The following is a 13123-nucleotide window of genomic DNA, read 5'->3' as shown; positions in this document are numbered from 1 at the left end:
CATAATGCGCGGCTCGCTGTGCCCGGATCGCTCCGGATGGCGGCACCCAGCGCAATGGGGTTGCCGGCTTGTTCCAGCGTAAGTTCTTGATTCCCAACGTTGCGTGACAGCCTTGGCGCTGTCGGGGCCGCCGCTCCCCAGGCTATGGGTGGCAATTCATTTATCGAGGTGCGTAATGTCCCGCGTATGCCAAGTGTCCGGCAAGCGTGTGCAGACGGGTAACAACGTCTCCCACGCAAACAACAGAACCCGTCGTCGCTTCCTGCCTAACCTGCATGAGCGTCGTTTCTGGGTCGCCAGCGAAAACCGCTGGGTGAAGCTCCGTGTCTCCGCGCATGCATTGCGCACCATCGACAAGAACGGGATTGATGCCGTTCTGAAAGAGCTGCGCGCGCGCGGCGAAAAGGTCTGAGGAGTAAGCAGTCATGGCAAAAGGCAAGCGTGACAAGATTCGTATGATTTCCTCGGCCGCTACCGGCCACTTCTACACCACGGATAAGAACAAGAAAAACACTCCGGGGAAGATGGAAATGATGAAATACGACCCGGTCGTGCGTAAGCACGTGATGTACAAGGAAGGCAAGATCAAGTGATCGACTGATCGCTGGATCTGCTTTCAAGCAAACACCCGCCGAAAAGCGGGTGTTTGCGTTTGTGGGGTTGGATGCAGTTGCTGCGTGAGCGTTGGCGTATGTGCGTGCAATGAGCAGTGTCGTTGTCTGCTGCGTTGATGCGCATACCAATGCGGCAAGCGTGCATCGAGCCCTTCTCCCGCCGGGACGACAAGGCACGGCTTGCGTACCGAAGGGGGGCGTGTCTTGGAGCACCCGCGCCGCTGGCGCGGGCCGGGGCGCGAAGCCGGGGTTGGGGTAAGGTACGGGGCGAAGCAACGGGCGTGTCACCTTTGCAGGCGCGTGGCGACGCGTTCGTCATCGCAGAGACTCGCAAATTTATGCGGCGCCCCTCATCCGGCGTTGGCGCAACCTTCTCCCCCATGAAGGGGGACAATGTCCCGGAGGGAGAAGAAAGTGCCATCACAGCCCACGCGACCGCAACTGCGCGTCCAATCTCGGATACGCCCGCCGTGCTTTGCCGTCGAACACCTTGCGCTTGTCGGCATCGGAAATCGCCAACGCATCGATGTAGCGTTTGGTGTCGTCGAAGTAGTGGCCGGTCTGCGGGTCGATGCCGCGCACGCGCGCCAACCATCTCGAGCCGAACAGGATGTTGTCGATGTCGATCACCTCGAACAGTAGGTCGATACCCGGTTGGTGATACACACAGGTATCGAAAAACACATTGCGCATCACGCGGGTGGATAGCGCAGGTTTGCCCAGCATATCGGCCAGGCCGCGGAAGCGGCCCAGTGATACGGCACCGCGCCGCCGCCGTGCGGAATGATGAGCGCAGGTCCGGAAAATCAGTGAACAAATCGCCTTCAAGAAATTGCATGAAGGCCGTGGTGTCGGCATTGAGATAATGCGCACCGCTGGAATGGAAATTGTCGTTGCAGCTGCCCCGACACATGCACCATCGCCGGCACGCCGGTGCGCGCGTGCTGGGAACAGCTATTCCGCGACCATCAGCTAAAGCCGCAGCCGCTGCGCATCGAATGCGGCGCTGAGCTGACCGTGCGCGGCTTGCTGCTGGAAGACGACTGGCTGACCTTGATGTCGCGCGATCAATTTTTGTTCGAGCGGCGCGCCGGACGGCTCGCCGAGATCGGCAGCGCCGGGCCGCAGTTGCGCCGGCAGATCGGTATGACCACACGTAGCGATTGGTATCCTACCCGCGCGCAGTCGGTATTCGTGCAGACGTTTGCGACAGGTCTGCGCCGAACGCGTGCAGCCGGCCGATGCGCAGGGTGGGCCGTTTCGCTATTGCACGCCGGCATCGACATCGACACCGTTGCGTTTATGCGTGGCCAGGTCAGAATCGGGTTACTGATGAGAAAGGATCACTGATGCTGCCCGATTGGGTGACAGGCACTTGGCTGCTGGCGCTGGACTGGACGATCCGCCTGGCCGCCCTGCTATGGATTCCCGCCCGTACCACGCCTGGTGCGGCACGTAGCTGGCTGTTGCTGATCGGCTTTGTGCCGGTGGTCGGTCTGCCGCTGTATCTGCTGTTCGGCCATCCGTGGTTGTCGCGGCTGCGGGTGGAGCGGCAAGCCAGTGCCTCGCAGGTGATTCGCGAGCAGCAACTGCCATTGCACGCCCTGCGCTGGACCCCGCAGGCCGACACCAGCAGTGCCGAAGTGGTGCCGCTGATCGAGCGCGAAGGCGATTTCATGCCGACGCTGGGCAATGCGGTGGAATTGCTCGACGACTACGCGCAGTCGTTGCAGGCCCTGATCGCAGCGATCGACGCAGCCGCAAAACGCGTGCATCTGCTGTATTACCTAATGTTCGACGATGCAGTGGGCGAGGCGGTGGTGGCGGCGCTGGAACGCGCCAGTGCGCGCGGCGTGCGCTGTCGTGTGCTGCTGGATGCGGTGGGGGCCAAGCGCGGCCTGCGCCGCTACCGCAAGCGCCTGCAGGACGGCGGCGTGCAGGTGCTGGCGGTATTGCCCGGCGGTCTGCGCTGGCGTCGCAGCGGCCGCATGGATCTGCGTAACCATCGCAAGATTGCGGTGATCGACAACCAGATGGCGTTTGTCGGCTCGCAGAATCTGGCCGAGGCCGGCTTCATCGATGGCGTGCCCAATCGCGAATTGGTGGCGCGCGTGCGCGGGCCGGTGGTCAATCATCTGGAAGCGGTATTCGCCAGCGACTGGTTCACCGAAACCGGCGAGCGCGTGGACGTGTGGCCGGATGCACCGGTGTGCGAGGCCAATATCGCCACGCAATTGCTGCCCAGCGGGCCGGCATATCCGTTCGAAAATGCGCGCGATGCGATCAATGCGATGATCCATCTGGCGCGGCGCAAGGTGGTGTTGGTGACGCCGTACTTCGTGCCCGACGAGGCCTTGCTGAGCGCGTTGCGCATTGCCGGCGTCTCGGGCGTGGATGTGCAGCTGATTTTGTCGGAGAGCAACAACCAGCGGCTGGCTGCATGGGCGCAGGAAGCCTATTTCGAAGAGCTGCTGCGGTGTGGGGTGAAGATTGCGCTGTATCGTCCGCACTTTTTGCATGCCAAGCATCTGAGCATGGACGAGGACATTGCGTTGGTGGGCTCGATCAATCTGGACATCCGCTCGTTCGCGCTCAACGCCGAGATCGGCATGCTCTGCTACGACACCGGCGTGGTGCAGCGGCTGCGCGATATCGAACAGGACTATCTGGCCAATGCGCGGCAATTAGAGCTGGACCAGTGGCGCCGCCGCCCGGCCTGGCGGCGCAGCCGCGAGGGCATTGCGCGGTTGGCCGATGCATTGATGTAGGGCGCTTGCGGCGTAGAGCGGCTAATAAAACGGCTGCGCTTAGTGCTGGACGGGCGCGGTTAGTCTTCGGTGCCTCATGCGCCACGTGGGCGCTGCAGGCTCTGCATGCCATCTACAAGCAAATGACCACTGTTCGCGGCATTCTGTTCGCTGCTCCTAATCCAGACGCCTGACCTGGAAGACCTTGCCCTTCGGATCGCAGCCGTCGTACATCTGCTAAGCAAAGCCGGCATAGCGTTTGAGTTCGCCAACAGGTACGCCGGCACGCTGCAGCTGCTGGAGATGCGCGAGCAGATCGGTGGTGATGGCGAGCACCAGTTGGTGGCGGTGTTTGCCGCGGTCACTGCGCTGCCGGGTGCACGCGTATCCGGCTGCTGTCGGTAAGCCTCGCCAACCCGGTGCAGCGCCAGCTCGATGCCGCTGGCTGCGAGCACCACCCACTCCTGGCGATCTGCTCGATGACGGATAGCGCGAAGTGCGTTTGGTAGAACGCCTTGACCGCCGCGACATTGTGCACGTAGAGGATGAGCCGGACCAGAGCGATGGACATATTGCAGGCCCCCCACGGCGCGCGCCGATGCTGAGCGCCCGATCGTAAGCGCTTCGGCTGCTGGCCGTGTGGGACGCGGTGACACACGCCGCGCCTGCGCCACTGCGGCATAACAATCCTGCGCCCAACGACGGGGGGTCATGCGATGCATCGCCTACAATGCCGCCATGAATGAACCGCGTGATCCCGGCGATGCAGTGATCGCCATCGTCGGTGGTGGCGCGTCCGGTGTGCTGGTCGCGCTGCAGCTGCTGCGTCAGGCCGTGGCGCCGTTGCAGGTCGTCATTATCGAGCCGCATGCGGTGCTGGGCGAAGGCGTGGCGTATTCCACCGCTCGGGCCGAACACCTGCTCAATGTGCCGGCTGCGCGCATGAGTGCGCTGGCGGAATTGCCGAACGACTTCGTTGATTACCTGCGCGCGAACGCCTGTTGCCCCGAGCTGGACGATGCGCGGTTACCGCAGCAGTTCGTGGGGCGCCGGCATTACGCACCGTATCTGCGCGACCGTTTGCAAGCTGCGCGTGCGCACAGCCTGGCATCGCTGCGCGTGCACACCGCACACGTGCAGACCCTGCAACGCACTGCCTGTGGCGCGCTCTTGCAGCTGGACGATGGACAAGTGTTGCAGGCCACCGCCGTGGTGCTAGCCGTAGGCAATGCGCTGCGGCCGCTGCCGCTGCGCGGTGCCACGGGATTGTCGCGCGCGCAGCGTGTTGAAGCCTGGGACAGCGAGGCGGTTGCAGCGTTGCCGCAGGACGCGGCGGTGTGCATCGTCGGCTCAGGCTTGAGCATGGCCGACACGGCGGTGACGTTGGCGGCGCAGGCGCATCGCGCGGCCGTGCATGTGGTGTCGCGACATGGGCTGTTGCCGTTGCCGCAGGCGCATGGCGGCGTGGCGGCGTTCGACCCGCAACCACTGCTGGCAATGTCACTGCGCGCGCGCATACGCACATTACGCCAGCACGCGCGTGCCGCTGCTGCGCAGGGCCTGCCGTGGCAGAGCGTGATGGAGCGCATCCGGCCGTTGAGCCAGGTGCTGTGGCAGACACTGTCGGTTGCCGACCAGCGCCGCTTTTTGCGGCATGTGGTGCGCTATTGGGACGTGCATCGGCATCGCATCGCCGCACCGGTGCATGCGCAGCTACAGGCAATGCAGGCGCGCGGGCAGCTGCAGGTGCATCGCGCACGGCTAGATGTGGCCTTCGAGGTGGGCGCTTGCGTGCGCGTGAGCGCCGGGGCCGCCGGTGCCGGACATGCGTTGCAGCTGGATGTGCAGACGCTGGTCAATGCCACCGGCGTGGAAATGCGGGTGCAGGCGATGCGCAACCCGCTGCTGCAGCAATTGTTGGGGCAGGGCATTGCCGTGGCCGGGCCGCATGGAATCGGCGTAGATACTGCCGCCAATGGCAGCCTGATCTGCGCCGAAGGGCTTGCAAATCCGCAACTGCGGGTGATCGGCAGCCTGCGCATCGGCACGTTGTGGGAAAGCCTGGCAGTGCCGGAGTTGCGCGAGCAGGCTGCTGGGATTGCGCGGGATGTGCTGGGAGTGCTGGGGGTTGATCGATAGGCCTGGCCCCGAGATTGAGCCGAAGATAGTTCCCTTCTCCCGCCGGGGCATTGTCCTCCTTGATGGGGGAGAAGGTGCCCGCAGGGGCGGATGACGGCGCTGCAGAGAGGCGTCAGTCACTGCAATGACAAACGCGTCGCCACGCGCCTGAAGGTGACACGCCCGTTGCTTCGCCCCCGTACCCTCACCCCAAGCCCCGCTCCGTGCCCCAGCCCGCGCCAGCGCGCGGCCGCTCAAAGGCACGCGCACCGTCGGTGCGCAAGCTGTGCCTTCTTGCTGCGAAGGGAGAGGGGCTTGGCTTGGGCAATCAATCACCACAATCCCAACCGCTTCATCGCAGTCTCAGCCGCGGCGACGCTACAACCGGTAAAATGCGCTGGTGGATGTCTCTCATTTGCTCGATCATTTAAACCCCGCCCAGCGCGAGGCCGTTTCCGCACCGCCGGGGCATTACCTCGTGCTGGCCGGCGCCGGCTCCGGCAAGACGCGCGTGCTGATCCATCGCATTGCCTGGCTCAATGAAGTTCAGGGCGTGCCCAACCACGGCATCTTCGCGGTGACCTTCACCAACAAGGCCGCCGGTGAAATGCGCCACCGCACTGACCTGCAGCTGCGCAACGGCAGCCGCGGGATGTGGATCGGCACCTTCCATGGGCTGGCGCATCGCCTGTTGCGTCTGCATTGGCAGGATGCGCGGCTGCCGGAAGGCTTCCAGGTCATGGACAGCGATGACCAGCTGCGGTTGGTCAAGCGCGTGGTGCAGTCGCTGGAGCTGGACGAGAGCAAGTATCCGCCCAAGCAGATGAGCTGGTGGATCAACGAACAGAAAGACGAAGGCCGGCGTCCGCAGCACATCCAGCCCGAGCCCAACGACGATTGGACCGAGGTCCGCCGGCAGGTGTACGCGGCCTATCAGGAACGCTGCGACCGCTCCGGTCTGCTGGATTTCGCCGAATTGCTGCTGCGCGCGCACGAGCTGCTGCGCGACACGCCTGCATTGCTGGCGCATTACCGCGCACGCTTCCGCGAAATTTTGGTGGACGAGTTTCAAGACACCAACGCCATCCAGTATGCTTTCGTGCGTGTGCTGGCCGGCGAATCGGGCAACGTGTTCGTGGTGGGCGACGACGACCAGGCCATCTATGGCTGGCGCGGCGCCAAGGTTGAAAACGTCCAGCGTTTCCTGAAGGATTTCCCCGGCGCGCAGACCGTGCGGCTGGAGCAGAACTACCGTTCCAGCGCCAATATCCTGGGCGCTGCCAACGCCGTGATTGCGCACAACCCGGACCGCATCGGCAAGCAGCTGTGGACCGATTCCGGCGATGGCGACCCGATCGATCTGTATGCGGCCTACAACGAAGTCGACGAGGCGCGTTATGTGGTTGAGCGTGCGCGGCAGTGGGTGCGCGACGGCGGCAGTTATGGCGAAGTGGCCGTGCTCTACCGCAGCAACGCGCAATCGCGCGCGCTGGAAGAAGCGCTGATTTCCGAGCAGCTGCCGTACCGCGTGTATGGCGGCATGCGCTTCTTCGAACGTGCCGAAATCAAGGATGCATTGGCGTACCTGCGCCTACTCACCAACCGCAGCGACGATGCAGCCTTCGAGCGTGCGGTCAACACGCCCACGCGCGGCATCGGCGATCGCACGCTGGATGAGGTGCGCCGTTTGGCGCGTGCCAATGCGTTGTCGTTGTGGGAAGCAGCAATGCTGTGCACGCAGCAGAACACGCTGGCCGCACGGGCACGCAATGCCTTGGCGACCTTCCTCAGCCTGGTCGGCCAACTGCATGCCGAAACCGGCGAGATGGAACTGGCCGAACGCATCGACCACGTGCTCATGCGCTCGGGCCTGCGCGAGCATTGGGCCAAGGAAAGCCGCGGTGGGCTGGATTCGGAATCGCGCACCGAGAACCTGGACGAACTGGTGTCGGTCGCCTCGCGCTTTACCCGCCCGGACGATGAAGACAGCCAGGGCATGACCGAGCTGGTCGCCTTCCTCGCTTACGCCTCACTGGAAGCCGGCGAAGGCCAGGCACAGGCCGGCGAAGAAGGCGTGCAGCTGATGACGCTGCATTCGGCCAAGGGCCTGGAATTTCCGATTGTGTTTCTGGTCGGGTTGGAAGATGGCTTGTTCCCGAGCGCGCGCTCGTTGGAAGAGAGCGGGCGGCTGGAAGAAGAGCGGCGCCTGGCGTATGTGGGCATCACCCGCGCGCGGCAGAAGCTGGTGCTGTGCTACGCCGAATCGCGCCGCATCCACGGCCAGGACAACTACAACGTGCCGTCGCGCTTTCTGCGCGAAATCCCGCGCGATCTGCTGCATGAAGTGCGCCCCAAGGTCCAGGTCTCGCGTACTGCCTCCCTGGGCGCGACACGCGGCGGGCCGGTGCATGGTGTGGTGGAAGCGGCACCGATCAAGCTTGGCGCCAACGTCGAACATCCCAAGTTCGGCGGCGGCGTGGTCGTGGACTACGAAGGCGCTGGCGCGCATGCGCGCGTGCAGGTGCAGTTCGATGAAGTCGGCGCCAAGTGGCTGGTGATGGCTTACGCCAATCTGACTGTTGTGTAGTCGGGTTTGTATTCGCCTGCGATTGCGTTTTCGTTAGCAGGCGGAGCAGTCGTGTGGTTGCGCTGGGCGTGTAGTGAGCGGGGCCGACCGCTGCTGCACTACACGCGCCGAGCGAGATCGCGCGAAGCAGACGGCAGGTGGACGACCTGTCGCCGCCGTTGCTGCCCTCGCGCGCTTACATCTCCCAACTGAAGCTGTAGTTGATCCGCTTGCCGTTCAAGGTCAGTGTCGATTTGTTGGCGAGCACGACCAGGGTAAATGGCGGCACACGCTTATCATGCCCTGTGTAAATCAGGCGGAGGATTCTGCGCTTGGTGTCGAACGTCTTGACCTGGAAGTCGCTGCGCACCCAGATGCCCTCGCTGTCGCCAGGTGCATTGAAACGAAGACTGGCGATCACTGGTCGGGTGTCGTGCCCGATTTCGAAAAGGATGGAGTAGCCACTCTCTTCAAAAGAAAGTGAGGTGGTTGCGTGTGCAGGTGTGCTGAGGCATGCCCACAGCAAGAACGCAACGCAGGCGGCTAGAAATTGTGTCATGACGTCATCCTTGAACGTGGTCGTGCCGGAAGGGCAGGATCAGGAGTATGGATGCTGGCAGAGCGGCGTTGCAACGTATGCGGCAAGCAACGGAATGGCGACACAGCCGCCTTGCGGGTGAGGCCCGGGCTCGACATCCGCATTGGCCGTTTCCACCCCGCTGGTGACCGCGCTAGTCGCTCCAACTAATGGCCTGACCGCGACGTTGTGTAAGCCGCGTTGAGCGGCAATCGGGGTTATTGGTGCATCGCTCGATGCGTACCGCCCAACATCCATGCCACCCTGTTAGCAGTTCATTGCATAGGGCCCGCCACGGCATGCAGACGGAAAAACAAAAAATGCTGGCAGGCGAACTCTACAACGCTGCCGATGCACAACTGCAGGCCGATCAGGCGGCGGCTGCGGAGTGGATGGCACGCTACAACGCCACCTGCGCGCAGCCATCCGCGCAGCGGCATGCGTTGCTGGTCGAGCGGCTAGCCGAGGTGGGCGCGGGCGCGGTAATCCGGCCGCCGTTTCATTGCGATTACGGCTACAACATTCGTCTGGGCGCGGGCGCGTTTCTCAACTTCAATTGCGTAATTCTGGATATCTGCGAGGTGTACATCGGCGATGGCACGCAGGTGGGGCCCGCGGTGCAGTTTTATGCCGCCGACCATCCGCGCGATGCGGCCGGACGTGCCAGCGGGCTGGAGTTCGGGCGGCCGATCCGCGTCGGGCGCAATGTGTGGATTGGTGGTGGGGCAATCATCCTGCCGGGCGTCAGCATCGGCGACGATGCGGTGATCGGTGCTGGTGCGGTGGTTACGCGCGATGTGCCGGCCGGCGCGACCGCAGTAGGCAACCCTGCGCGCGTACGTGAACCCAGGCACACTGCCGATGAGGCGCCCACCGACTGAAGCAACGAAGAAGAGGAGCTAGCAAAACGACAATGCTGCTACCAGGTGGGCGCGGCCGCTGCGCAATGCAGCGCACACGCGAACAGTGCAATTTTGAACGCGCTATTGGCACCAGTGTGACGGTCGCTCACCAAGACAGGGTTGCCGCTTCAAGCGCTACAGTCAGTAACGTGCAAGATTGATTTGTATCAAGGTCTGCGTTGCCGCGTGCTGTCAATCTCACCTCGCCGGCGGGGCCGCCGGTCTATCCGGGAGGTCATCATGTACAAACGAATCCTGATCGCCATCGATGCATCCGAGCTGTCGCATCGCGGCTTGTTTCAAGGCCTGGAGCTGGCCAAGGCGACCGGTGCGAAAGTGGATATCGTCACCGTGTCCGAGCCGTGGGCGATGGGCATGTACGATGCCATGGGCTGGAGCGTGGGCTACGAGGCCAGCCCCGAATATCGCACCGGGCGCGAAGCGGCTGCTGAAAAATCCTGCGCCCGGCGCTGGAACTGGCCGCCTCCGCCAACATCAAGGCCACGTCACGGCATGTGCTGGATCGCTTCGCTGCCGAGGGCATCGTACAGACCGCCAAGGACTGCAACAGCGATCTGATCATCATGACCTCGCACGGCCGCCGCGGCATGCAGCGCATGCTGCTCGGCAGCCAGACGGTGGAAGTGCTGACCCACAGCTCGATTCCGGTCCTAGTGATTCGCTGATTCGCGGCGCTGTGACAACGCGGTATTGCGCGCTGTTGGCTGATCGCTACAGCGCCGCGTGTGGCTCAAGACGCGCGCTCATCAAGCTGATGCTCATGGCGCCCAGCAGCACCAGCGCTGGATCGTATAGATGCCGGGTAGCAACCACGCTCGGTTTGGCGGTTATGCAGTGATTTTTCAATCACTCCAAGCCCTGATCGCCAGCGACCGCAGGCCACGGAACTTTCTGCGCATCGTATGTGCAGCACACGTACAACGCGCACACCACGCTCAACTATCCACATACTCCAGCTCAATCGCACGTGCACGCAGCGGCTGGCCGAGACGACGCAGCGCTTCGGTATGCACGAGCGAAGCGTTGTGCAGCGGCAACATCCCGGCGCGCACCGGGACTTCTGCGCGTTGCGTGTTCTGGCTCAGTTCGCGCATGAAGCGCCACATCGGCATGTAGTGGCCACGTCCTGACGTCGGTGTGTGCGGCGCGGCGCGGCACTGGCGGCGCCACTGCATCGGCGGCATGCCGGAGCGTTGCTGAAATGCCCGTTGAAGCTGCCGCTCGGATGCAAAGCCCATTTCGTACAGCAACCAGGTCAGGCTGCAGTCGGGGCAGGCCTGCAGATAGCGGTGAGCGGTGCTTACCCGCTGTTCGCGGATGTAGCTGGTCACGCCGCCGTGCGACTGAAACAAGCGGTACAGCGATGCGCGCGACAACGCGAACCCTTGCTGCAATGACTCGGTTGCCCGGCTTCGCCTCGCCGATGTGCTGCTCGATGTAGGCCAGCAGATCGATCATCAGCGGCGCATGCGCCTGTATGGCCGAGGACGCTTGCGGAACGATGGCGCTGTAATACGGGGTGCTGCTCATATGGGGTAATGCCTGCGGCCCACTCTTCGGGGCCTGTCCCCTGAGCAACCGAAAACAGCACCGCCAACCCATCGCGCCTCTTTCACGAAGGCGGCACTCGATCACGCAAACAGACCACGGCGCCCACATAGCTGCAGCTGTGCAAGCAGGCAGAAAGCGGCATCTGGCAATAGCCAAGACAGGCATTTGGGCGTAAGCCTGATCAGGTATGAGCACCCGCGCTGATGCCACGCTGCGTCGCAACCCTGATTTCAAGAAGGCTGTCGAGCGAGCAGTCGTGGCAGGCCTGTCGCAGGCAATTGGGGCTTTCGTCGATCACGGTCGTGCCCGCGATCTCGCTGATCAATCCGATCTTCGAGGAAGTGTTCGTGTGCGGTTACCTCATCCACGCCCTGGAGCCACGCCATGGCCCCTACAGTTGCGGTGAATGGAAGCGTGGCGATCCGCATGTCGTATCACCTGTACCAGGGGCCGGTCGGCACCATCAGTATCGTGATGATTGGGCTGATCCGGGTTAGTGGGTGGCCCGACGCGGGCGGCTGTGGCCGGCGATCTTGGCGCATGGCGCGCTGGATCTGCTGGGGTTGATGGTCAACACCTGACTCGCTGGCATCACCGCGATGCCGCACACTTGTCGCTTGGTCGAACACAGGACGAAGCAATGGCACGGCGATATGGATGGAGCGGGATACTGTTGTTGGTGTGGCTGTCGGCGTTCGGCACGGTAGCGGCCGGTCCGACACCTGGCGAATACGGCACCAAGCAAGGCTGGGGCAGCCTGCAGGTCAGCGACAAGGGTGGGGTGCGCCACTTCGAGATTCTCGCGGTGGGCGCCAACGGCCACACCTGTTCGTTGGAGGGCACGCTGCAAGGCGACAAGGCGGAAGTGAGCGATGCCAGCGACGCGCCGTGCAAACTATCTTTCAAGCCGGTGGCAGGTGGCTTCAGCATCGCCGCACTGACCCAAGACAGCTGCCGCGATTACTGCGGCATGCGCGCCAGTTTCGAAGGCGACTATCTGCAGTTGCCGGCCGGCTGCACCTCCGCGGCCAGCAGCCGGAGACGTGAGGCGTACCTAAGCGACTATCGCGGCAAGCGCTATACCGAAGCACTTGCCGGCATGCAGGCGTTTGCGCGTGAGTGCGGCGAGTTTCTCAACTGGCTCGATCGCGACCGTTTCGCCAACGACCGCGCGCTCACCCTGCTGCGCCTGCACCGCCCGCAAGAGTGCCTGGCGGCGTTGGACGAGACCATGGCGGGTCACAGCCACGACGAGGAGTCGTTTCAAGCGGAGCTGGACAAGGAGAGCACGATGCTGCCGCCCAGCGACTGGGATGCGTACCTGCCCATCGCCAAGTCCACCTGGTTCAATCGCAAGCTCTGCGAGGCGGCCAAGCGTTGAGTGTGAAATCGCTCGCGTTGCGGTGCGCAGGTGAGCGTCTGGATGCGACGGCGTGCCGATGGTCGTTCTTGCGTGATCGAGATACGCTGGGACCGTTGGTCACCACTTCGCTCACTAGCAATCCCGGCCGCCCTTGTCTCACTCGGCTGCAGATGGAGCGCTGGGCCAGATCGTCAGATTATTTTTCTCGTTCGTTAGGCACGATGCTGGACGTGTCCGGGGCGAATCAATCTCCAAGTGCCACCATGCAGCACTGGCACAGACTTTTCGGCGGGTCACGCAAGAGCGCCTGAGAGCGCTTTCCAAGCGTTACGGCATCCATCAAAAGACGGTGGCGAAGTGGAAGAAGCGGACCTCGGTTGCCGATTTTGCCAACCGGGCCGACGCAGCCGTGGCCCACAGTGTTGTCCGTTGCGGAAGAGGCGGCGATTGTCGCTTTCCGCAAGCACACCTTGCTGCCGCTGGACGACTGTCTCTACGCACTGCAGCCAAGCATTCCCGTCTGACGCGCTCATCTTTCACCGTTGCCTGCAGCGCCATGGCATTTCGCGGCTACCCGACATCACGGGCGACAAGGCCGCGAAGAAGCGGTTTAAAAGCTATCCGATTGGCTACTTTCATATCGACATTGCAGAAGTACAAACAG

At 63.2% G+C, this 13123-nt stretch carries 10 protein-coding genes and 6 pseudogenes; 11 read left to right on the top strand and 5 right to left on the bottom strand.

The annotated features are described in order from the left end of the window. Window positions 1-175: 175 nt before the first annotated feature. Both rpmB and rpmG read left to right on the top strand, forming a co-directional pair. Complete coding sequence (gene rpmB / locus NX05_RS19955; RefSeq protein ID WP_002809459.1) at window positions 176-412, top strand: 50S ribosomal protein L28; 237 nt, start codon at window positions 176-178, stop codon at window positions 410-412. A gap of 13 nt (window positions 413-425) precedes the next feature. Beyond that, window positions 426-593: a 50S ribosomal protein L33 gene (rpmG, locus tag NX05_RS19950; RefSeq protein ID WP_002809462.1), complete on the top strand. Its 168-nt coding sequence runs from the start codon at window positions 426-428 to the stop codon at window positions 591-593. Window positions 594-1034: 441 nt separating this feature from the next. On the opposite strand, the pseudogene NX05_RS25085 reads toward rpmG, so the two are convergent. Further along, a pseudogene (locus tag NX05_RS25085) lies at window positions 1035-1543 on the bottom strand (amidohydrolase family protein); the annotation flags it as partial. Between NX05_RS25085 and NX05_RS19940 the strand changes: the two are divergent. Continuing rightward, window positions 1533-1947: pseudogene (locus NX05_RS19940) on the top strand (LysR substrate-binding domain-containing protein); the annotation flags it as partial. The pseudogenes NX05_RS25085 and NX05_RS19940 overlap by 11 nt on opposite strands. 16 nt (window positions 1948-1963) lie before the next feature. Then, window positions 1964-3382, top strand: a complete 1419-nt coding sequence (gene cls, locus NX05_RS19935; RefSeq protein WP_039437487.1) for a cardiolipin synthase — start codon at window positions 1964-1966, stop codon at window positions 3380-3382. Window positions 3383-3598: 216 nt separating this feature from the next. Here the strand turns inward: cls and NX05_RS25080 are convergent. Beyond that, a pseudogene (locus tag NX05_RS25080) lies at window positions 3599-3932 on the bottom strand (VOC family protein). Between the two features lie 167 nt (window positions 3933-4099). Here NX05_RS25080 and NX05_RS19925 point away from each other — a divergent pair. Then, window positions 4100-5500, top strand: coding sequence for an FAD/NAD(P)-binding protein (locus NX05_RS19925; protein WP_039437632.1), 1401 nt, complete (start codon window positions 4100-4102; stop codon window positions 5498-5500). Between the two features lie 379 nt (window positions 5501-5879). Next, on the top strand, window positions 5880-8066 hold the full coding sequence (gene uvrD / locus NX05_RS19920) for a DNA helicase II (RefSeq protein WP_038897407.1): 2187 nt from the start codon (window positions 5880-5882) through the stop codon (window positions 8064-8066). A 175-nt stretch (window positions 8067-8241) separates the two neighbouring features. Here uvrD and NX05_RS19915 read toward each other — a convergent pair whose 3' ends face one another. Further along, a complete protein-coding gene (locus NX05_RS19915; RefSeq protein WP_039437481.1) occupies window positions 8242-8466 on the bottom strand; it encodes a hypothetical protein in 225 nt (74 codons plus the stop codon). Window positions 8467-8921: 455 nt separating this feature from the next. Here NX05_RS19915 and NX05_RS19910 point away from each other — a divergent pair, with 455 nt between their 5' ends. Both NX05_RS19910 and NX05_RS19905 read left to right on the top strand, forming a co-directional pair. Beyond that, window positions 8922-9503 (top strand): sugar O-acetyltransferase, encoded by a 582-nt coding sequence (locus NX05_RS19910; RefSeq protein ID WP_017113148.1) that lies wholly within the window; start codon window positions 8922-8924, stop codon window positions 9501-9503. Window positions 9504-9764: 261 nt separating this feature from the next. Then, window positions 9765-10210: pseudogene (locus tag NX05_RS19905) on the top strand (universal stress protein). 270 nt (window positions 10211-10480) lie between these two features. On the opposite strand, the pseudogene tagK reads toward NX05_RS19905, so the two are convergent. Then, window positions 10481-11142 (bottom strand): annotated as a pseudogene (gene tagK, locus NX05_RS19900) (transcriptional regulator TagK). 135 nt (window positions 11143-11277) lie between these two features. Beyond that, complete coding sequence (locus NX05_RS24520; RefSeq protein WP_010381415.1) at window positions 11278-11421, bottom strand: hypothetical protein; 144 nt, start codon at window positions 11419-11421, stop codon at window positions 11278-11280. A gap of 59 nt (window positions 11422-11480) precedes the next feature. Between NX05_RS24520 and NX05_RS25075 the strand changes: the two genes are divergently transcribed. From NX05_RS25075 to NX05_RS23300, 3 genes and pseudogenes are all read left to right on the top strand, one after another. After that, window positions 11481-11663 (top strand): hypothetical protein, encoded by a 183-nt coding sequence (locus tag NX05_RS25075; RefSeq protein ID WP_230597626.1) that lies wholly within the window; start codon window positions 11481-11483, stop codon window positions 11661-11663. Window positions 11664-11736: 73 nt separating this feature from the next. After that, window positions 11737-12477: a hypothetical protein gene (locus NX05_RS19890; protein WP_039437475.1), complete on the top strand. Its 741-nt coding sequence runs from the start codon at window positions 11737-11739 to the stop codon at window positions 12475-12477. 229 nt (window positions 12478-12706) lie between these two features. After that, a pseudogene (locus tag NX05_RS23300) lies at window positions 12707-13123 on the top strand (transposase family protein); the annotation flags it as partial.

Origin of the sequence: Xanthomonas vasicola (genome assembly GCF_000772705.2) — a bacterium.
Lineage (GTDB): Bacteria > Pseudomonadota > Gammaproteobacteria > Xanthomonadales > Xanthomonadaceae > Xanthomonas > Xanthomonas vasicola.
The sequence above is the reverse complement of the archived record's forward strand: the minus strand, read 5'-3'. Positions and strand labels throughout refer to the sequence as shown.

What these genes read in the sequence shown, in the direction of transcription:
- NX05_RS19910 (WP_017113148.1), top strand. Translation starts at nt 8,922, where the DNA reads ATGCAGACGGAAAAACAAAAAATGCTGGCAGGCGAACTCTACAACGCT.
- cls (WP_039437487.1), top strand. Translation starts at nt 1,964, where the DNA reads ATGCTGCCCGATTGGGTGACAGGCACTTGGCTGCTGGCGCTGGACTGG.
- NX05_RS25075 (WP_230597626.1), top strand. Translation starts at nt 11,481, where the DNA reads ATGGCCCCTACAGTTGCGGTGAATGGAAGCGTGGCGATCCGCATGTCG.
- rpmB (WP_002809459.1), top strand. Translation starts at nt 176, where the DNA reads ATGTCCCGCGTATGCCAAGTGTCCGGCAAGCGTGTGCAGACGGGTAAC.
- rpmG (WP_002809462.1), top strand. Translation starts at nt 426, where the DNA reads ATGGCAAAAGGCAAGCGTGACAAGATTCGTATGATTTCCTCGGCCGCT.
- NX05_RS19890 (WP_039437475.1), top strand. Translation starts at nt 11,737, where the DNA reads ATGGCACGGCGATATGGATGGAGCGGGATACTGTTGTTGGTGTGGCTG.
- NX05_RS19925 (WP_039437632.1), top strand. Translation starts at nt 4,100, where the DNA reads ATGAATGAACCGCGTGATCCCGGCGATGCAGTGATCGCCATCGTCGGT.